Annotated in this window: 18 protein-coding genes; 3 read left to right on the forward strand and 15 right to left on the reverse strand. The window is 61.7% G+C overall.

All coding sequences use genetic code 11. From position 1 onward, the window contains the following. The first annotated feature begins 20 nt into the window (after positions 1 to 20). On the forward strand, positions 21 to 1973 hold the full coding sequence (locus tag AAAX32_RS04640) for a heavy metal translocating P-type ATPase (RefSeq protein WP_349100132.1): 1953 nt from the start codon (positions 21 to 23) through the stop codon (positions 1971 to 1973). 285 nt (positions 1974 to 2258) lie between these two features. Here the strand turns inward: AAAX32_RS04640 and AAAX32_RS04645 are convergent, their stop codons facing one another. The 10 genes from AAAX32_RS04645 to AAAX32_RS04690 all read right to left on the reverse strand — a co-directional run bounded on the left by AAAX32_RS04645 (position 2259) and on the right by AAAX32_RS04690 (position 11767). Next, positions 2259 to 2648 carry a metal-dependent transcriptional regulator gene (locus AAAX32_RS04645; protein ID WP_035137287.1) on the reverse strand — a complete coding sequence of 130 codons (390 nt, stop codon included), beginning with the start codon at positions 2646 to 2648 and terminating at the stop codon, positions 2259 to 2261. A 187-nt stretch (positions 2649 to 2835) separates the two neighbouring features. Beyond that, entirely contained in the window at positions 2836 to 3606 is a 771-nt protein-coding gene (locus AAAX32_RS04650) for a Cof-type HAD-IIB family hydrolase (RefSeq protein ID WP_349100133.1), read from the reverse strand. A gap of 6 nt (positions 3607 to 3612) precedes the next feature. Continuing rightward, on the reverse strand, positions 3613 to 5472 hold the full coding sequence (locus AAAX32_RS04655) for an ABC-F family ATP-binding cassette domain-containing protein (RefSeq protein ID WP_349100134.1): 1860 nt from the start codon (positions 5470 to 5472) through the stop codon (positions 3613 to 3615). Positions 5473 to 5635: 163 nt separating this feature from the next. Further along, a complete protein-coding gene (pstB, locus tag AAAX32_RS04660; RefSeq protein WP_349100135.1) occupies positions 5636 to 6508 on the reverse strand; it encodes a phosphate ABC transporter ATP-binding protein PstB in 873 nt (290 codons plus the stop codon). Continuing rightward, on the reverse strand, positions 6505 to 7431 hold the full coding sequence (gene pstA, locus AAAX32_RS04665; RefSeq protein ID WP_199409541.1) for a phosphate ABC transporter permease PstA: 927 nt from the start codon (positions 7429 to 7431) through the stop codon (positions 6505 to 6507). The genes pstB and pstA overlap by 4 nt, the downstream gene beginning before the upstream one ends. Continuing rightward, a complete protein-coding gene (gene pstC / locus AAAX32_RS04670) occupies positions 7424 to 8332 on the reverse strand; it encodes a phosphate ABC transporter permease subunit PstC (RefSeq protein WP_349100136.1) in 909 nt (302 codons plus the stop codon). Before pstC ends, pstA begins: the two co-directional genes overlap by 8 nt. 24 nt (positions 8333 to 8356) lie before the next feature. Beyond that, entirely contained in the window at positions 8357 to 9295 is a 939-nt protein-coding gene (locus AAAX32_RS04675) for a phosphate ABC transporter substrate-binding protein (protein ID WP_117655832.1), read from the reverse strand. A gap of 319 nt (positions 9296 to 9614) precedes the next feature. Continuing rightward, positions 9615 to 10460: a M20/M25/M40 family metallo-hydrolase gene (locus AAAX32_RS04680; protein WP_349100137.1), complete on the reverse strand. Its 846-nt coding sequence runs from the start codon at positions 10458 to 10460 to the stop codon at positions 9615 to 9617. Continuing rightward, positions 10457 to 11050: a M20/M25/M40 family metallo-hydrolase gene (locus tag AAAX32_RS04685; RefSeq protein ID WP_349100138.1), complete on the reverse strand. Its 594-nt coding sequence runs from the start codon at positions 11048 to 11050 to the stop codon at positions 10457 to 10459. Before AAAX32_RS04685 ends, AAAX32_RS04680 begins: the two co-directional genes overlap by 4 nt. A gap of 54 nt (positions 11051 to 11104) precedes the next feature. Further along, complete coding sequence (locus AAAX32_RS04690) at positions 11105 to 11767, reverse strand: HAD hydrolase-like protein (protein WP_195404186.1); 663 nt, start codon at positions 11765 to 11767, stop codon at positions 11105 to 11107. A 156-nt stretch (positions 11768 to 11923) separates the two neighbouring features. Between AAAX32_RS04690 and AAAX32_RS04695 the strand changes: the two genes are divergently transcribed. Then, on the forward strand, positions 11924 to 12784 hold the full coding sequence (locus AAAX32_RS04695) for a DegV family protein (protein ID WP_273376991.1): 861 nt from the start codon (positions 11924 to 11926) through the stop codon (positions 12782 to 12784). A gap of 93 nt (positions 12785 to 12877) precedes the next feature. Here AAAX32_RS04695 and AAAX32_RS04700 read toward each other — a convergent pair whose 3' ends face one another. The 5 genes from AAAX32_RS04700 to AAAX32_RS04720 form a co-directional block, all read right to left on the reverse strand. Next, positions 12878 to 13186, reverse strand: a complete 309-nt coding sequence (locus AAAX32_RS04700) for a type II toxin-antitoxin system YafQ family toxin (RefSeq protein WP_055250871.1) — start codon at positions 13184 to 13186, stop codon at positions 12878 to 12880. A 2-nt stretch (positions 13187 to 13188) separates the two neighbouring features. After that, entirely contained in the window at positions 13189 to 13488 is a 300-nt protein-coding gene (locus tag AAAX32_RS04705; protein ID WP_055250873.1) for a type II toxin-antitoxin system RelB/DinJ family antitoxin, read from the reverse strand. 113 nt (positions 13489 to 13601) lie between these two features. After that, positions 13602 to 14360: a TIGR00730 family Rossman fold protein gene (locus AAAX32_RS04710; RefSeq protein ID WP_349100139.1), complete on the reverse strand. Its 759-nt coding sequence runs from the start codon at positions 14358 to 14360 to the stop codon at positions 13602 to 13604. A gap of 213 nt (positions 14361 to 14573) precedes the next feature. Continuing rightward, the gene (tgt, locus tag AAAX32_RS04715; protein ID WP_055250876.1) at positions 14574 to 15713 is read right to left on the reverse strand and encodes a tRNA guanosine(34) transglycosylase Tgt; all 1140 of its coding nucleotides are present in this window, start codon (positions 15711 to 15713) and stop codon (positions 14574 to 14576) included. A 436-nt stretch (positions 15714 to 16149) separates the two neighbouring features. Next, the gene (locus AAAX32_RS04720) at positions 16150 to 16950 is read right to left on the reverse strand and encodes an SDR family oxidoreductase (RefSeq protein WP_006235414.1); all 801 of its coding nucleotides are present in this window, start codon (positions 16948 to 16950) and stop codon (positions 16150 to 16152) included. A gap of 294 nt (positions 16951 to 17244) precedes the next feature. Here AAAX32_RS04720 and AAAX32_RS04725 point away from each other — a divergent pair, with 294 nt between their 5' ends. Next, the gene (locus AAAX32_RS04725) at positions 17245 to 19008 is read left to right on the forward strand and encodes a hypothetical protein (protein WP_195535157.1); all 1764 of its coding nucleotides are present in this window, start codon (positions 17245 to 17247) and stop codon (positions 19006 to 19008) included. The last annotated feature ends 85 nt before the right edge of the window (positions 19009 to 19093 follow it).

The following is a 19093-nucleotide window of genomic DNA, read 5'->3' on the forward strand; positions in this document are numbered from 1 at the left end:
CAAATGGGAGGATACGAGTCATGGCCACCGCCGACCCCAAAAAGAAAAAGAAGAAGCGCAAGAAGAAAGAGTCCCTTGAGCACAAGCGCAACCGCATCCTGGTAGCGCTGGGCATTTTTGCGGTGGTGTACGCCCTCGAGGAGCTCGGCACCCTCGCCGCCACATTCGGCACCCCGGGCAACATCTACGCCAGCTTCGCGCTGTTCCTCGTGCCGTTTTTGATTGCGGGCTACGACGTACTGCAAAAGGCATTCAATAACATCCGCCGCGGCAAGGCGTTCGACGAGAGCTTCCTCATGGCCGTCGCGACCATCGGCGCGTTTGCCATGGTGTTCTTCCCCGATACCGACCCGCACATGGCCGAAGGCGCCGCCGTCATGCTGTTCTACCAGGTCGGCGAGCTGTTCCAGGCATACGCCGTGGGCAAGAGCCGCAAGTCGATCAGCGCCATGATGGACATCGCGCCCGACTACGCTAACGTCGAGCAGCCCGACGGCACGCTCGAACAGGTCTTTCCCGATGACATCGCCGTGGGCACCGTGATCGTGGTCAAGCCCGGCGAGCGCGTGCCTATCGACGGCGTCATCGTCGAGGGCGAAACCCAGCTCGACACCGCCGCACTCACGGGCGAGTCAGTTCCCCGCCCCGCCAAGTCCGGCGACGATATCATCAGCGGCTGCATCAACATGACGGGCCTCATCCACGTGCGCACCACCAAGCCCTTTGGCGAGTCCACCGTTGCGCGCGTCCTGGAGCTCGTTGAAAACGCCAGCGAAAAGAAGGCGCGCACCGAGAACTTCATCACGCGCTTTGCCCGCGTCTACACCCCCGCCGTCACCGGAGCCGCCGCGGTGCTCGCGCTCGGCGGCGGCCTGGTCACCGGCGCCTGGTCCAACTGGATTCTGCGCGGCCTGACCTTCCTGGTCGTCAGCTGCCCGTGCGCCCTCGTGATCAGCGTACCGTTGAGTTTCTTTGGCGGCATCGGCGGCGCGTCCAAGCTGGGCGTTCTCATCAAGGGCTCCAACTACCTCGAGACGCTCGCCGACGTGGATACCGTCGTCTTCGACAAAACGGGCACGCTCACCAACGGCACGTTCTCGGTAGTCGCGGTGCACCCCGAGGCAGGCTATACCGAGCAGTCGTTGCTCGAGGTCGCAGCCCTTGCGGAGTCGTTCTCCGATCACCCCATCGCGCAGTCCGTGCGTGTCGCCTACCAGGGCGAGGTCGACCCCAAGCGCGTTAGCGACTCCGCCAACGACGCGGGCCACGGCGTGACGGCAATCATCGACGGCAAGCACGTCGTCGTTGGCAACGCAAAGATGCTCGCCGCGGCCGGAGCCAAATCGCCCGATTGCGAGGTCGCCGGAACGATCCTGCATGTGCTCGTTGAAGGCGTGTACGCCGGTCACATCGTGATTGCAGACACCGTTAAGGCCGATGCCGAGCAGACGGTCCGCGACCTGCACTCCGCCGGCGTCAAGCGCACCGTCATGCTCACGGGCGACCGCGAGGAAGTGGCTGCTGCGGTGGCCAAGCAGCTCGGCCTCGACGAGTTCCACGCGCAGCTGCTGCCGGGCGACAAGGTCGAGCGTGTTGAAGCGCTGCTCGCGGCCGAAAGTGGCAAGGGCAGGCTCGCCTTTGTCGGTGACGGCATCAACGACGCGCCTGTGCTTACGCGCGCCGACGTGGGCATTGCCATGGGCGCCATGGGCTCCGACGCTGCGATCGAGGCCGCCGACGTTGTGCTCATGGATGACAAGCCGTCCAACATCTCCCGCGCTATTCGCGTGGCGCGCAAGACCATGTCGATTGTTTGGCAGAACATCATCTTTGCGCTGGGCATTAAGCTGCTGATCCTTGTGCTGGCAGCGCTGGGCATCGCCAATATGTGGCTTGCCGTCTTTGGCGACGTGGGCGTGGCGATCATCGCCATCCTGAACGCCATGCGCGCGATGGGTGTCAAGAACTTGTAGCGTTCGTGGGCTGTCCGGCCGGGGCCGGGCTTGGTTTTGAAAACGTCCTCGACCAATGAAGTGCCCCCGTTCTGCTCCTTCGGAGCTACGAACGGGGGCACTTCTGGTCTGCGGAATGTTTTCAAAACCAAGCCCGGCCCCGGCCTGCGGTAACGTTGCTGGCGGTTCTTGGGCATCGCTTGCTGGTGGGGTTCCTTGTCTGAGTTGGACTTAGTTGGTGGGACCACTCATCTCGGTCGCTGTCCCGCGCCGTTCCGGCGCGGGAGGCGCGCCGCTGCGGGAGTGCTAGTCGGTCATTATTGGCGCCGAAGCACCGTCCCGTCCCAGCATCGCCCTCAGCTTCTCGAAGCTTTCCTCGCTTAGGCAGTGCTCCATGTGGCAGCCCTCTTGCGACGCGACCTCAGCCGAAACACCCGCATCCTCCAGCAGCCCCACGAAAAAGCAGTGACGCTCCCACATTTGACGAGCGACCTCCAGACCACGCTCCGTCAGATGAACATCTCGCTTGCCCATTTCGACGTAGCCGTTGTTCTCCAACGTCGCCATAGCTTTTGAAACGCTTGCCTTAGTTACGCCAAGGTACTCTGCAACATCAATCGAGCGCACGATGCCCTGACGTTGCGACAGAACGTAGATCGATTCGAGATAGTCTTCTCCGGATTCACGTAGGGCCATGGGCCGCCTTTCGCAATGATTGCTAGTTAGCCTTTGGATACTTTCCACGGCTAACTTTACCGCAAAAGTTGCCCATGTCTTACTACTTTGCCTAAAAGTTAGCCGCATTTCACAAAACGTGCGGGACGAAAACAAAATGGGGACGCCCCGCAAGGAATGTCCCCAGGTGCCAGGTGCCGGCCCGCAGCTACACGAGTCCAAAGTGCTTCGCGGCGTTGTAGATGCCGTCGTCGTCCACGGCGGTCGTCACGTAGGTCGCCGCGGCCTTCACGGTATCCTGCGCGTTGCCCATGGCCACGCTCGTGCCCACGGCGGAAAACATCGACAGGTCGTTCTCGCCATCGCCAAAGGCGATCGCCTCGCTCGCGTCGACACCCAGGCGCTCCAGCGTCGCCGCGACACCCAGGTCCTTGCCGCCGTTGGCCGGAATAATGTCGCAGAACAGGTCACACCAGCGCGTAGTGAGCGAATGCGACACGGCATCGGTCACGATATGCTCGTCGGCCGGATCCACAAAGGCGCAGAACTGGTAAACCGGCGCATCGAAGGCGTGTTCAAACGGCTCCTCGTGGTAGACGATTCCCGCGTTGCTGCCTGCCGTCACCACGCGCTCGGACAGGCGGTTCACAAACGAGTTCTCGCCCTGTATACACAGCGAGTCATAGCGCCCCTGCGCCACCTGGTCCACAATCACCGCAACGTCGTCCGGGTCAATCGGGCAGCTACGGTAAACGCCCTTGGCATCAAAACAGTGCTGGCCCGAAAGCGTAATGTACGCATCCCAACCCAAGTTGAACAGCCAATCGGGCATCTGGTAGGTCGGGCGACCCGTGGCGATCACGCACGCAATCCCCTGCTCATGAAAGCTGTCGAGCACCTGCTGTGCCGACGCCGGAATCCGATGGGTCTTAAAGCTCAGCAGCGTGCCGTCGATATCGAAAAACGCGGCTTTGATCATCCTCGTCTACTCCTCGCCCTCGAGCTTTTCGCTCGCTTCGAGCCATGCCATCTCCAGCTCGTCCATGGCGGCGTGGGCCTCGTCGATCTTTGCCTGCTGCTCGCCCAGCGCCGTGTAGTTGGTGGGATCGACCTGAGCCATCGCAGCCTCGGCCTCCTCCACGCGAGCGCGCTGCGTCTCCATCTTGCGCTCGAGCGAGCTCACCTCGCGGCGGAGCTTCTGTCGCTCGGCGTTGGAAAGACCGTTGGGCTGCCCGCTCGTCTTGGGCTTTTCGGCCGCAACCGCTGCGGCGCCGGTGTCGAACGTGCCGGTCTTGGCACTCGGTGCGCCCACGGGCTCGCCCTCGGCAGTAGCGTTGCACAGGCGCAGGTACTGGTCCACGCCGCCGGGCATATGCGTCAGGTGGCCGTCGAGCAGCGCCCACTGCTGGTCGGTCACGCGCTCCATCAAGAAGCGGTCGTGCGTCACCAGGATCAGCGTGCCGGGCCAGCCGTCGAGCAGGTCCTCGACAATCGCCAGCATATCGGTATCCAGGTCGTTTCCGGGCTCGTCCAGGATAAGCACGTTGGGCTCGTCCAGGATCGTCAGCAGCAGCGACAGGCGACGGCGCTGGCCGCCCGAAAGATCGCCGATGCGACTCCAGAGCTGCTGTGTCGTAAAGCCCAGGCGCTCGCAAAGTTTCTCGGGCGAAGTCTCCTTGCCGTCGATGACGTAGTACTTCTTATAGTTGCCGAGCACCTCGCGGATCGTGTCACCCATGTAGGGCTCGAGTTCCTCGAGCTGCTGCGACAGCACGCCAAAGCGCACTGTCTGGCCAATCTTCACGCGGCCGCGCAGGGGCGCGATCTTGCCCTGGATCACGTCGAGCAAGGTCGACTTGCCGGCGCCGTTCTCGCCCAAAAGGCCATAGCGGTCGCCCGCACCGATGAGCCAGGTCACGTCGGTGAGCACCTGCTTGGGCGCACCATCGGTATCCGCATAGCCGGCATCCACGTCGATGACATCGATGACCTGCTTGCCTAGGCGGCTCACGGCAAGGCGCTTGAGCTCCAGCTCGTCACGCACGGGCGGTACGTCGGCGATCAGCTCGCGAGCAGCCTCAACGCGAAACTTGGGCTTGGTGGAACGCGCCTGGGCGCCGCGGCTCAGCCACGCGAGCTCCTTGCGCGCCATGTTGCGACGGCGCTCCTCGGTAACGGCGGCCATGCGGTCGCGCTCCACGCGCTGCAGGATATATGCCGAGTAGCCGCCCTCGAAGGGATCAACCTGGCCGTCGTGGACCTCCCACATGCTGGTACAGACCTCGTCCAAGAACCAACGGTCGTGCGTGACCACGAGCATGGCGCCCTGGCCGCGCTGCCAGCGAGCCTTTAAGTGACGCGCGAGCCAGTTGATGGTGCGCATGTCCAGGTGGTTGGTGGGCTCGTCGAGCATGAGCACGTCGTAGTCGCCAATCAGCAGGCGAGCGAGGTCCACGCGACGGCGCTGGCCGCCCGAAAGCTCGCCCACCGTGCCCTCCCAGGGCACATCGCTGATGAGGCCGGCGAGGATCTGACGCGTGCGGGGGCTCGATGCCCACTCGTACTCAGGCGTGTCGCCCACAACGGCATGATGCACGGTATCGGTGTCGACAAGCTGGTCCTTTTGGCCGAGTAGACCGATCGTGGTGCCGCGGCGGTGCGTCACGCGGCCGTCGTCGGGTTCCAGCGTGCCGGCGAGTACACTCAGCAGCGTCGACTTGCCGTCGCCGTTTTTACCGACGATACCAATGCGGTCGCCCTCGCCCACGCCGAGCGTCACGCTATCGAAAATATGCTTGGTGGGAAACTCTAGGCTGATGGAATCGCATCCCAAAAGAATCGCCATATGCCCTGCTCCTTCGTAGAAATTCAACGTTGTCCATGATAGCAGCGAAAAGGCAGGCCGCACACGACACAAAAAGGCGGGCCATCTCCCGCAAGAGATGACCCGCCTCTCCAATCAGTCCCGCGGCAACCGTGGTCGCCGCGGGCCTCAAGCATGTCCCGGACTAGGAGAACATGCCAGTGAGGTAATCATTCAGCCGCTTATCCTTGGGCCGTTGGAAAATCTCGTCGGTCTCGTCGTACTCGACCATATCGCCCATGTAGAAGAACGCCGTGCGGTTGGAAACGCGCGACGCCTGCTCCATGTTGTGCGTCACGATGACGATGGCGCGCTCGGCCACAATCGACGACATAAGGTCCTCGATCGCCAGCGTCGAGATGGGGTCGAGCGCCGAGCAGGGCTCGTCAAACAGGATCACGTCGGGGTTGAGCGCCAGCGTGCGCGCAATACACAGACGCTGCTGCTGGCCGCCCGAAAGCGCGTAGGCGCTCTTGTCGAGCTTGTCCTTGACCTCGTCCCAAAGCGCCGCGCCGCGCAGGCTTTCCTCGACCATGCGGTCGAGCTCGTCGCGGTCGGTGATGCCGTGGCGCTTAGGCGCAAACGTGATGTTGTCGCGAATGGACTTGCGAAACGGATTGGGCTGCTGGAACACCATGCCAATGGAACGGCGCAGCTCGTAGGTGTTCTCGGTCTTGGTGTTCACGTTGCGCCCGCGATAGTTGATCTCGCCCTCCACGCGGCAGCCGCGAATCTCGCGATTCATGAGGTTGAGGCTACGCAAGAAGGTCGACTTACCGCAGCCCGAAGGCCCGATGAGCGCCGTGATCTCGCCCTTGTGGAAGTCGAGCGACGTATTGTGCAGTGCATGGTGGTCGCCATAGTACACGTTGACGTCCTTGGTGGAGAGCACGACCTCGTCGCTCACGGCCTTGCCGCTCACGCGCACGTGCTTTTCGCTCTCCCCCACGCTCGACAGAAAGTCCTGGGTCTCGGACGTGGCCGCCTCGGTTGCGGGCGTTGCATTCATCTCGCTCATTCGGCCGTCATCTTCCTTGCCAGTTGCTTGCCCACGATGCGGGCAACTACGTTAAACAGCAGCACGCAGATCATCAGCAGTGCCGCGGTGCCCCAAACGATCTGCTGGGCCTCGGGGCTGCCCTCGCCATAGATCTTGTAGATGTGCACGGCGAGCGACTCACCGGGGCGGAACACGTTCCAGGCGCAGGTGGGGCTCGACAGGTTAAAGCTCAAGAAGTTCAGGCGCACCGGCGAGCTCATGCCCGAGGTGAAGAGCAACGCCGCGGCCTCGCCAAACACGCGGCCGGCCGAAAGCACGATGCCGGTCACGATGGCGGGCATGGCCTCGGGAATCAGGATGTGCAGCGTGGCCTCCCAGCGAGTGAGGCCCATGGCCAGGCACGCATCGCGCTGGGCCTGCGGCACGTCCTCGAGCGCCTGCTGAATCACGCGCACCAGGATGGGGATGTTGAACATGGTGAGCGCGACGGCGCCGGAGATGATGGAGTACTTCCAGCCCAGCTGCACCGAGAACACTAGAAAGCCAAACATGCCGACGACGATGGAGGGCAGCGAAGACAGCGTCTCGATGGCGGTCGAGGCGATGTCGCGGATGGGTCCGTCCGGCGCGTACTCAACCAAAAAGACCGCACCGCCCAGGCTGATGGGCACCGAGATGATCAGGGTGATCAGCAGCAGATAGAACGAGTCGAACAGCTGATAGAGCACGCCGCCCTGGGTTCCGTTGGCGCGCGACGGCTGCGTGAGAAAGCCCGGCTGGAACAGCGTCGAGATGCCCTCGAACAGGATGTAAGCCACCATGGAAACGACGATGAGCATGACGATTGCGACAATCACCGTCAGCACGCCCGTGGCGATGCGGTCCTGCTTTTGGACACGCCCGAGTCTCGCCTCGTCGATATGGATGCGCGTGCTAGCCACGAGCCTTCGCCCCCTTGCGGCCGATAAGGTGGATGATCAGGATAAAGATGAGGCTCATGCCCATCAGCAGCAGACCGAGCGCCCACAGAACATCGTCCTGGGCCGAGCCCTCGGCATAGACCGCCATGGATGTGGTGAGCGTGGTGGTAATGGTGGACGCCGGCGACAGCAGCGACGTCGGCATAGCCTCGATGCCGCCGATAACCATGCGCACGGCGAGCGTTTCGCCAAAGGCGCGGGTCATGCCCAGGATGATCGCGGTCATGAGCGAGGGCATGGCACTCTTGAGCACCACGTGCCAGATGGTCTGCCAGCGGGTGTAGCCCAGCGCGAGCGAACCCTGGCGGTAGCTATCGGGCACGGCGCGCAGGCCATCGACCGAAAGCGTGGTCATCGTCGGCAGAATCATGACTGCCAGCACGATAGCGCCGGGCAAGATACCCAGACCCGTGCTCACGTGGAAAACGCTCTTCATAAGGCCGACGACCACGTGAAAACCGATCAGGCCAAAGACGACCGAGGGAATACCGGTCAAAAGCTCAATGAGCGGCTGAAAAACCTTGGAGCCAAACTTAGGCTGAATCTCGACCGCAAAGATGGAGGAGCCGATGGCGATGGGCAGTGCGATGAGCGTGGAGAGCACCATGACCGCAAACGAGGTGACGATCAGGGGCAGGGCGCCAGTGTAGGGCAGGCCGTTTTCGGCCGTGTTGGCCAGGTCCCACTTGGTACCGATAAAAAACTCGACGATCGAGACGCCGTCCTTGAGAAAAGCCGAGAGACCCTTTTGGGCGACCATAAAGATGAGCGCGGCAACGACAAGCGTCACGAGCGCTACGCACGCACCCGTGACGCCCAGGCCCACGTTCTCAAGCTCGCGCTTTGGCAGCTGTTTTGCCATTGCAAACCTTTCCGGGGCGATTGCTTATTTAGCAGAGACCTTACCGCTGGCGTCCTTGACGACCTTCATGGCAGAGACGGGGATAAAGCCCTGCTCCTCGACGAGTTTGCCCTGGACGTCGTCGGAAAGCATGAACTCCAGGAAGGCCTTGGTGGCCTCGTCGGCGTCCTTCGCGCAGTACATGTGCTCGGTAGCCCAGATCTTGAAGGAGTCGTCGGTGACGTTTGCGCTCTTGGGCTCCACGCCCTCGACCTTGATGGCGTTGAACTTGGAGTCGTCGAAGTGCGAGAAGTCGAGGTAGGAGATGGCATTGTCGGTGCTGCCCATCTGAGTCTGGACGTCGCCGGACTTGTCGAGCTCGGCGTCGCCCTTAAAGTCGACGGCCTCGTCGCCAAAGACGGCGGCCTCGAAGGTGGCGCGGGTGCCGGAGCCTGCCTTGCGGTTGAGGACGACGATCTTGGCGTCGTCGCCGCCGACCTCCTTCCAGTTGGTGATCTGGCCGGAGAAGATGCCCTTGAGCTGCTCGAGGGACAGATCATCGACCTTGACGTTCTTGGAGACGACAGGGCCCATGCCCACGACGGCGACCTCGTGATCGACGAGGCTCTTGACCTGATCGGCCTCGAGCTTGGTCTCGGCGAAGACGTCGGAGTTACCGATAGTAACGGTGCCGGCGGCAACAGCGGTCAGGCCCTTGCCCGAACCGTTGCCCGAACCGGAGACGGAGACGTCGGGATTGGCATCCATAAACTTCTCGGCAGCAGCCTCGACGAGAGCCTGGAACGAGGAGGCGCCGTCGTAGGTCACCTCGCCGGAGACGGACTCGGCAGCAGCGGCGCTGCCCTCAGCAGCGGTGTTGGCGGCGTTGGAGCCGCCGCAACCAACGAGACCGAGACCGACGATGCTGGCAAGACCACCAGCGAGGCCGAGGAACTGACGACGAGAATAAGCCTGATCGAGCATGATCTTCCTTTCATACATGCGACTCGCGGGCACCCTGCCCGCTTTGCTGTTTGGAAAGATACGGTCTCGATCGGGCGACGACCGCCTTATCTGCGGTTTCTTACGGACATTTGATAGACCCTTACCGCAAGCTCTGCCCAGCCTTTACAAACGGATAACAATCCAGCGCCAAGCATGGCGCGCCTTTTACACCAATAAAAACAAAGTTGCAGTGAAATAGTTCCTGCTTGGCCATCAAATGGCCCATTCTAGGAACTATTCCACCGCAACTTAAAAAGCCCGGACGAAAGGGGTGCAAAGTTGTTAAAACGCCGCAGCCTTAAAGCTCAAGCTCGTTCAAACGTAAGATCGCCACGATATAAATCTTGAGCGCCTGCTTGAGCTGTTCCTCGTTGGCGCACTCATTGGGGCCGTGCATCTGGCCGCCCCATGCGGGCAGCTCCAGGCCGGTCTCCTCGGGGCCAAACGAGACGGCGCGGGCAAAGTTGCGTGCGTACGTGCCGCCGCCCATGGCAAAGGGCTCAGCATGCTTGCCCGTAAACTCGTTATAGGTATCAATAAGCGCCTTCACGGCCGGATCGTCGGCAGAGACCGAGAACGGCACCTTCGCACGACCCACACGGCACGTCACGCCAAAACGGCCCACGAGCGGATCGAGCTGCTCGCGGATGGTATCGGCACTCGTGCTGTCGGGGAAGCGCACGTCGATGACCTGCTCAATATGGCCATCCGCCACGCGGATGACGCCAGCGTTGCAGGTAAGCGGGCCAAACGCCGGACTCGTCGCATCGATACCCAGGCCGCGACCATAGGCGTCCGCATGCACAAAGGCCAGGAACTTGACGAACTCGTGCTCGGCAGGCGTCAGCAGGCGCTCGTCGCGTGCACCAAACGCGTCCTCGGCCTCGCGCAGATACGCCACGATCAGCCCGACGGCGTTGATCGTTCCCTCTGGCATCGAGGCATGACCGCCAATGCCGTGGGCGAAAATCTGCGCATGCCCGTTATCGAGCGCCGTGATCTCCAGGCGGTCGCCGTTCTCGACCGGCGCCGGCAGCTCATCGGCGGCAATCGCAAGCTCGCAGATAGACTGCGACGGAATGGCGTTGCTCGCCTCGGCACCGCTCCAGGACACAATGCGCCCGCCGTCGATCTTGGAGCTCACAAATGTCGCCCCAAACTGGCCCTTCTCGGCATTACAGACCGGGAACTCGGCATCGGGGGTAACAGAAAGTCGGGGTTCGCGTGGTTCTCCAGATAATGGTGAACGTCGGACATGCCCACTTCCTCATCGCAGACCAGCAGTGCGCGGAAGGTGTAGCGCGGAACAATGCCGTGCTTGAGCAGATAGGCGCCGGCGTAGAGCGACAGCACCGCCGGACCCTTGTCGTCGATAACGCCGCGGCCGAGCAGCCAGCCCTCGCGACGCTCCATCGCAAACGGGTCGGTGTTCCAGCCCGGGCCGGCGGGCACCACGTCCACGTGGCAGATGGTCGCGAGCTGCTTGTCGCCGCGGCCAGGAATATCGGCAATGCCCACATAGCCCTCGTCGTCGCTCGTCTGATAGCCGAGCTTCTGCGCGATGCCGAGCGCACAGTCGAGCGCGTCACGGACCGGGCGGCCAAACGGCGCGCCGGGCTCTGCATCGGCAGAAACTGCCACGGACGGATAGCTCACCAGCTGCTCGATATCGGCGACGACATCTTCCCAGACCTCGTCGACATACTCGGCGACGCTCTGCTCCACCTGATTCATGGACGACCTCCTTACCAATGAGCGGCGAGCGCGCTCGCCCCTCACATTACGTCATTAGATAGCGAAAAGTTTAGCAAGCTCGGCCACCGAGTGCACCACCGCATCGGCACCCGCCGCCTCGTGCTCGCCCGGCGCCGCCGCGCCCGAATAGATGCCGATGCACGGCACGCCCATTGCGTGCGCGCCCTCCACATCGTTAAAGCGATCGCCGATCATCACGGCATCGTCGGCCGTCGCGCCGAGCGCCGCCAGGGCATCGCGGACCGAATCGGCCTTGGTCTCGCGTCCCTGCGGCGGATTCATGCCAATCACCGCCTCAAACTGAGAGAGCCCGAGCTCATGCACCATGTCGATGCACTTGGCCTCCATGCGCGACGTCGCCACGGCCATACGTTTGCCTTGGGCGACCAACCCATCCAGCAGCTCGGGGACCCCATTGAACACGGGATACTCCTCCGGTCCCAGTTCATCAAAAAAGGCGCGGTACTCATCGGCCACCTCAAGCGACTCCTCGCGGGAAAAGCCGTAAAAGTCGTGAAAGCTCTTCCACAGGGGCGGCCCGATCATGCGGCGCAGATCACCCATCTGCGTCTCCGAAAACCCGCGCGCAGCCAGCGTCTTGCGCGTCGAGGTCATCACTGCCCGACCCGTATCGGCCACCGTGCCGTCAAAATCGAACAGCACAACCGGCCGCTCGCAAAGTTGCAATGCCGCCATCGGCACCCTTCTTCCCCAGTTGATGATTTCCACACCACCGCTTCAAACTGTTGACTATTCAACAATTGAACCTAGCAATGTAGAGCAACTCCACTATACTTGTCGCACTTTGCTTTCAGAAGGCGGCGCTGCCGCGCCCCAACGAAAGGTGCAATTATGTCTTTTGCCATCATAACCGACTCCACGTCGGACATCTCCCCCGCCCGTGCCCAAGAGCTCGGCATTTACGTGATTCCGCTGCATGTGATTATCGAGGGCGAGGACCTGCTCGACCAGGTGCAGATTACCGCCGAGGAATACGTCGCCCGCATGGCCGGCTCCGAGCAGCTGCCGCACACCTCGCAGCCGAGCGCCGGCGAGTTCAAGGCGCTGTTTGACCGCGTACGCGCCGATGGCCACGACAGCGCGATCTTTATCTCGCTGTGCAGCGAGTGGTCCGCCTGCTATTCCAACGCATGCCTGGTCGCCGAGACCCACGAGCTCGACGTGCGCTGCATCGATTCGCGCACCGGCTCGGGCGCCGAGGGCCTGCTGGTGGAGTACGCGCTTGCCATGCGCGAGGACGGCCGCAGCTTGGACGAGACCGAGGCGCAGATCCGCGCGACGCTGCCCGAAGCCCACCTGCTGCTGATTCCCCGCACGCTCGAGAACCTGGTCAAAAACGGCCGCGCCCCCAAGCTCGCCGGCCAGCTGACGCAGATGCTCAACATTCGCCTGGCCGTTTCGCCGGAGTGGAAATCGGGCGAGATCAAGGCAATCAAAAAGGGCCGCGGCGCCAAGCGCATCGTCGCCAACACCATGGCAGATTGCCTCGCGTTTTTGGACGAGCACCCGGGCTCAAGCGTGCGCGTGCTCACGACCGGCGCCGCCGAGGAGCAGGAACTTGTCAACGAGGCGCTCGCGGGCCAGGACTACGTAGACGCCGGCACTGGCCCCATCGGCTGCACCATCGCCACCCACGTAGGCGTCGATGCCATCGCCATCAGCTACTGCCCTCGTTACCAGCCCATCCACTAGGGGCACCTTTACCACTTGCGGTGGAATAGGAACTGTTTTTGGCTTATCAGCCGCAAATCAATCCCTATTCCACCGCAACTTAGAAATCGGCGATCAGCCCAGCGGACCCTGAAACAGTTCCTGATGAGTGCCCATTCTCACCAGCCTAATCACTGGGTTAGTCTTATGGGGAAGATAAAGAACGACCACATCGACCAAGCCATCGGATAGGTGGAAATCGATGTGGCCGTTGTAGTTTCCGCCCGGGTTTGAGAGCTCGTGGGCGCCATACTCCGCCGGAAGTGACCCATGAGCCACAAGCTCTGCAACCGCCGCTTTAAACTCACTTTTTAGCTGCGGATGCATGCGCATCGTTCGTTTGTAGTCCACCTTAAATTGAGCCTCGACTTTAATCTCGAACATCGCTATTCCTCATCGAGGAATGACATAAGCTCATCAGCGTTATTGAATGACAGGCTATCGTCCGGCAAAATCCCCAGCTCATGAGCCTCGGCGATCACCATGGCGCGCCTCGTCACCTCGTTGGGCACCTCCGCCCTTCCTACAATCTCAAAAGGAATCTTTCGCTGATTTACCAGCTGCCGAACGGCAAGATTGAGATAGGAATTGAGGCTGAGGCCGACCGAATCCAAGAACTCAGTCGCCTGCTCCTTGAGCCCCTCTTCGATTCGAACCGTCGTAGGCTTAACTGTTGCTGTAGACATTTGCGACCTCCTCGCCCTCGTCTTTTACACCAGTATACCCAATACGCATGGCAATCTGATGTTAGATAACATCAGATTGCCATGCGTATTCATGTCGCGTGGGCACGATTGATCTACATCAGCCCGCTGAGCGCAATGTCAACGGCCTCGTTGAGGTCGTCGGTAATGTGTACCAGATCCGGATCGAGCGGGCTAATCATACCGGTGCTCATCACCGGGCCGTTGAGCCAGTCGAATAGGCCCTGCCAGTACTCGGTGCCCACCAGCACGAGCGGCATGCGCTTGACCTTGTGCGTCTGCACCAGCGTGAGAACCTCGAACATCTCGTCGAGCGTGCCAAAGCCGCCGGGAAATACGATGGCGCCCGAGCTGTACTTAACGAACATGGTTTTGCGCACAAAGAAGTAGCGGAAGTCCATGCCGAGGTTCACGTATTTATTGAGCCCCTGCTCGTGCGGCAATTCAATGCCTAGGCCAACTGACTTGCCGTTGACACTCGCCGCTCCCCTGTTGGCCGCTTCCATGATGCCGGGGCCGCCACCGGTGATGACCGCCACGCCACGTTGCGCGATCTTGCGCCCGACGGTACGCGCCGCCTTGTAGAGCGGATCGGTCTTGGGCGTGCGGGCGCTACCGAAGATGGTCACCGCAGGTCCAAGCTCGGCAAGCGCGCCAAAACCATCGACAAACTCTGCCTGAATTCGCAGCACGCGCCAGGGGTCGGCGTGCAGCCAGTCAGTCGACTCCTCGGGCGCCAGCAGGTTGGCGTAGGTGTTGTCCTTAGGAATCATGGGGCCGCGCATGACCACGGGGCCGCGGCGGTACGTCTCGTCGTAGGCAGGCTCGCCCTCGACGTTCTCATTCTTAATCATGGGTACCCCTATCGAGAAAAAGAAAAACGGGCGGGGTCGACGCCATGCGTCAAACACCCGCCCGAACATCAACTATTCGGTATGGTACCCACGATGCATCAAGCACTTGCAAGCTATCGGTCAGCGGTCGCGCAGCCGGTGTCAGCGAATGTGACGACCAACCGGCGCCCGTCCCTTGCCGTTGCCCGCGCTTTGCAAGCGCCCGCGCCGCTCTTAGTAATCCACCGCCGCTGGGCTGTTCATCCAGTCACTCACGAACGCGCCGTAACGACCCTCGATAATGGCCTGGCGGGCGCGCTGCATCAGGTTGAGCAGGTAGTAGATGTTGTGCATCGACAGCAGAATGCCACCGAGCATCTCCTTCTGCGTGACCATGTGACGGATGAGCGCGCGGCTGTAGCCGCCCGTGCACACCGGGCAGGTGCAGGTGGGGTCGATGGGGCCGTCGTCGTGCGCAAAGCGAGCGTTGCGGAAGTTGAGGCGACCCTCGCTGGAGAATGCCGTGCCCATACGGCCGGTGCGCGTCGGCAGCACACAGTCGAACATGTCGATGCCCACGCCCACGCCGCGTACGAGCGTGGTGGGGTTGCCGACACCCATCAGGTAGCGCGGCTTATGCTTGGGCATGTACTCGCTCACGAGCGGCGCCAGGGTCTCGAACATGGTCTCGTGATCCTCGCCCACCGAATAGCCACCGATACCATAGCCCGGGAAGTCGCCGCACTCCTCCAGATGGCGCAGCGAGCGCAGGCGCAGATCCAGGTGCATGCCGCCCTGAACGATACCAAAGAGTGCCTGGTCGTCGCGGGTATGCGCCTTATAGCAGCGCTCGGCCCACATGCTCGACAGCTCGACGGCACGCTCAACGTAAGCGCGCGTGGCGGGATAGCCCGGGCACTGGTCCAGCTGCATGCAGATGTCGGAGCCAAGCTTCATGGCGATTTCCATGTTGTCCTCGGGCGTCCAAAACACGTGGCGGCCGTCGTAATCGTTGACGATAAAGCGCACGCCCTCGTCGGTGAGCTTGACGGCATCGTTGTGGCTGAAGACCTGGAAACCGCCCGAGTCGGTGAGGATGGGGCCGTGCCAGTTCATGAACTTGTGCAGGCCGCCCAGCTCGGCGATGGTGTCCTCGCCGGGACGCATGGACAGATGATAGGTATTGGCGAGCACGATCTGGGCGCCGAGCTTCTTGACAGTCTCGGTAGGAATGCCCTTGACGTTTGCCTTGGTGCCCACGGGCATAAAAATCGGCGTCTCGATGTCGCCGTGCGGGGTGTGCAGTACGCCGGCACGCGCGTGCGTCGTCGGGTCCTCGGCGATCAGGTCGAATTTAAAAAGGTTCTGGTCCATAAACTGGAACTCCTTGGTTGCGGTTCATACGCAAACCATTATACGGGCAACCCGCAAGAAGCACCGACTCGACAGAAACTGGCGCGAGGAGGATACGGCAGGGACACGGCAAATGAGCGTGGATTTTTGGACGCTTACCGGATGAGCGTGGATAATCTCCCACTTTTGCCCAAAGCACAGCCCAAAAACGGGAGATTATCCACTTTCATTCTGCGGGCACTCATTTAAGTACGCCCCCGATGAGTGGAGCTATTTACCAGCCACGGCAACGCCGATATTTTGGCAACGTCAGCGAGCGGGTCGCATTTGAGACAAGGTGCCGTGAAATGAAAGGGCGCTGACCTTCTGGTCGCGCCCTTGAAATTGAACGGCAGGTTGTCCAAATGCGGCCCGCGCAGCGTCGGCCGGTCCGCCGTTCGGTAGAACGGCGGAACCCCTAAGGACGCTGGCCCATGCCACCCTCGAGGGTGACGGTCTCGCCGTTCATATACTTAAAGTCGGGACCGCAGAGCTGAACGACAACGCGGCCGATTTCCTTCTCGACGTCGCCGTAGTGGCCTGCCGGCGGCATGTGGACGTTGGCCTTGAACGCCTCGGGATAGGCATCTTGGAAGTTCTCGAGCGCGGCGGTCCAAGCAAGCGGGCAAACGATATTGACGTTGATGCCGTCCTTGCCCCACTCGTTGGCGGCAACGCGAGTCAGACCACGGATGCCCTCCTTGGCGGCGGCATAGCTGCACTGACCATAGTTGCCAAACAGGCCGGCGCCCGAGGCAAAGTTGACCACGGAGCCCTTGGTTTCCTTCAGGTGCGGATAGGCCTTCTGCATGTACAGATAGGTGGCATACAGACCGGAATAAATGGCCAGGTTAAACTGATCCATGGTGTGGTCGGCGATGGTAACACCCGAGGCGCTGGCCTGAGCATTGTTGACGACGGCGTCGATGCGGCCGAACTCCTCAATAGCCTTGTCGATGACGTTCTGGACGACGGCCTCGTTGTCCTGACCAGCCGAGACATCGGCCTGAACAGGCAGAACCTTGACGCCGTACTCGGCCTCGAGGGATTCCTTGGCAGCCTCGAGCTTGGCAACGTTGCGGCCGGTAATGACGAGGTTTGCGCCCTCCTTGGCAAAAGCGATATCGATACCGTAGCCGATGGAGCCAGCGGAGCCGTCCTTGAGCGTGGCCTTGCCACCGCCGGTGACGATCACGGTCTTACCAGTGAAAAGTCCCATATAAAGTCCTTTCAAATCGCGACGGGCGCACCCGCCGACTGCGCGCATCCAAATAAACGCGACAAAAGCTGAAATGCAACTTTAACGGGTTCAAGTGAAAAGAAAAGGCCTCGGCAGGCGAACGGCATAACGTCTTTCGGCGAAGGGATTGTCAAGTACAAACTGGATAAAGTGGCCGAGTTTTTGCTATCGACGCGAGCCATCGAACACGTTTTGAAACTTTGCTGCAGCGCGCGGGATGTCGGCGCGAGACTTTATCATAGGGTGACAAACAACGATGAGGAGCACATGCCTATGACAGACGAGCTGGACCCCCAGACTCAACAGCATATTGATGATTCCGCAGACGTCACTGCAGATGCTGACGCTGTGACCTGCGATGATATTGGCCTCGACGACCCCATCTTAGACGAAAGCGCTACGGCGGAAACCCCCGGCGCCGAAGATGCAGGCGAGCAAAACGACGATGCGCCCGCTCAGGACGACCACCCCGTACAGGATACTGCTCCGCAAGCTGCGGGCCCTATCGAGGTTTCTTCGGAAGAAGAGCTCGACGCCGTCATGGACTCCATGATGGATGCCGTCAAAGCGATGAAAGACGCCGTGGCCGACGCTGACGTTGACGCCGAGGAAGAGGAGGCCGCCGAGGCGGCCTCGACCTTTGTACCCGGCGAGACTCCGGTTGCCGACCAGGGCAGCACCATGCCCTCGTTTCTGCAGCTCGAGCATCCCACGATTGGCGCCGATGCGGTCGACCCGCACGCAGCAGGCTTTTCTGTGATCGAGGGCGGTACCGGCAATATCGCCGTGCCGCAGGCTGCCGATGCGGACGCTGCCGACACCGCTCGCCCGACCGCCCCGCACTCCTCCGCCGCGAGCCGCGATCTGGGGACCGCTGTCTCGAACACTGCGAACGCCGTGGGCACCTTTATCGCCCAGGGCGCCTCGGCCATGCGCGAGATGAACGCCGCGAAAAAGGCACTTGCCGATGCCCGCGCCCACCTGGCCGAACTTGAGCAGCGCATTGCCGATCAGGCCGAGGAACTCGAGACGCGCCAGGATATCGCAGGCCGCTACGACCAGATCGTCGCCGACCAGCGTCAGGCGATCGCCACAGCGCAAAAGACCGCTGCGGCAGCCGAGATTGACCGTGATGCCCACGCCGCCAAAGCGACAGAGCTCAAGGGTCAACTCGAACAAATGAAGACAGAGGATGACGCGACTGAGCTCCGTCTGAAGGCCGCGCTCGATGCCGTGGAGGCCCGCGAGGCGAGCTCGCGCGAGACCGGCAACCGCCTCGTTCGACGTCTTGAGGATTCCAAGCGCATCCGCGACAAGGTGAAGGCAGAGCGAGACGCCGGCATTGCCGCCGCACAACAAACCGTCGACGCCACGCGCGCCCAGCTCGAGACGCTGCGTCATGAGTATGCCGAGCTGCAACGCAATCCCTCGGCAAATCCCGCCAACTATACGGTGCGCACCAGCGAGCTCTCGATGCAGATTTCCGACACGGCAGATGCCCTGCGTAAAGCCGAAGAAGATGTCCCGCGCATCACCGCCGACCTTGAGCATTCACTTGCCGCAGCCGAGCAGGCCGTCGAGCAGGCTCAAGCCCCTATCGCCGACGCAAAACGCGCGCACCAAGCCGTGACGACCGAAGCCGATGCCGCGCGCGACGAGCTGCAGTCCGCAAAAACTGCCGCTGCGACGCGCCAGCGAGAGCTGCGCGAAAAGATTGCCACGCAGGACAAGGCACGCCGCGAGCAAGAGCAGGCCATCGCAAACGCCCGGGCAGATGCCGCGCATGCGCAGTCGATTATCGAGCAGGCGACCGAGGTGCACGATCATCCCGAGATCACCGAATCGCTCGCCGGGTCCTTGGCACGTGACAAGGCCGAGCATACCGAGACCGAGCGCGAAGTTGCCCAACTCGAGGCCGCCGAAGACGACGTGCGTAAGCGAACCCGCGACTCACGCATCAAATTCACCGGCGCCATCGTCTGCATCGTCGCCGCAATCCTGGCGATCATCCTAGTCTGGCTGTTCGCAAGCAAGTAGTCATTGGGGACGTTCTTAAACGACTAGTCAAACAAGAACGTCCCCAACGACTAGCCCAATGACGAGAGTGGATAATCTCCCACTT

Source organism: Collinsella sp. CLA-ER-H3 (genome assembly GCF_040092425.1).
Taxonomy (GTDB): Bacteria; Actinomycetota; Coriobacteriia; order Coriobacteriales; family Coriobacteriaceae; genus Collinsella.

Excerpts from the sequence above, each read along its gene's own strand:
- AAAX32_RS04640 (WP_349100132.1), top strand. The coding sequence starts at position 21 with ATGGCCACCGCCGACCCCAAAAAGAAAAAGAAGAAGCGCAAGAAGAAA.
- AAAX32_RS04645 (WP_035137287.1), bottom strand. The coding sequence starts at position 2,648 with ATGGCCCTACGTGAATCCGGAGAAGACTATCTCGAATCGATCTACGTT.
- AAAX32_RS04650 (WP_349100133.1), bottom strand. The coding sequence starts at position 3,606 with ATGATCAAAGCCGCGTTTTTCGATATCGACGGCACGCTGCTGAGCTTT.
- AAAX32_RS04655 (WP_349100134.1), bottom strand. The coding sequence starts at position 5,472 with ATGGCGATTCTTTTGGGATGCGATTCCATCAGCCTAGAGTTTCCCACC.
- pstB (WP_349100135.1), bottom strand. The coding sequence starts at position 6,508 with ATGAGCGAGATGAATGCAACGCCCGCAACCGAGGCGGCCACGTCCGAG.
- pstC (WP_349100136.1), bottom strand. The coding sequence starts at position 8,332 with ATGGCAAAACAGCTGCCAAAGCGCGAGCTTGAGAACGTGGGCCTGGGC.
- AAAX32_RS04675 (WP_117655832.1), bottom strand. The coding sequence starts at position 9,295 with ATGCTCGATCAGGCTTATTCTCGTCGTCAGTTCCTCGGCCTCGCTGGT.
- AAAX32_RS04685 (WP_349100138.1), bottom strand. The coding sequence starts at position 11,050 with ATGAATCAGGTGGAGCAGAGCGTCGCCGAGTATGTCGACGAGGTCTGG.
- AAAX32_RS04690 (WP_195404186.1), bottom strand. The coding sequence starts at position 11,767 with ATGGCGGCATTGCAACTTTGCGAGCGGCCGGTTGTGCTGTTCGATTTT.
- AAAX32_RS04695 (WP_273376991.1), top strand. The coding sequence starts at position 11,924 with ATGTCTTTTGCCATCATAACCGACTCCACGTCGGACATCTCCCCCGCC.
- AAAX32_RS04700 (WP_055250871.1), bottom strand. The coding sequence starts at position 13,186 with ATGTTCGAGATTAAAGTCGAGGCTCAATTTAAGGTGGACTACAAACGA.
- AAAX32_RS04705 (WP_055250873.1), bottom strand. The coding sequence starts at position 13,488 with ATGTCTACAGCAACAGTTAAGCCTACGACGGTTCGAATCGAAGAGGGG.
- AAAX32_RS04710 (WP_349100139.1), bottom strand. The coding sequence starts at position 14,360 with ATGATTAAGAATGAGAACGTCGAGGGCGAGCCTGCCTACGACGAGACG.
- tgt (WP_055250876.1), bottom strand. The coding sequence starts at position 15,713 with ATGGACCAGAACCTTTTTAAATTCGACCTGATCGCCGAGGACCCGACG.
- AAAX32_RS04720 (WP_006235414.1), bottom strand. The coding sequence starts at position 16,950 with ATGGGACTTTTCACTGGTAAGACCGTGATCGTCACCGGCGGTGGCAAG.
- AAAX32_RS04725 (WP_195535157.1), top strand. The coding sequence starts at position 17,245 with ATGACAGACGAGCTGGACCCCCAGACTCAACAGCATATTGATGATTCC.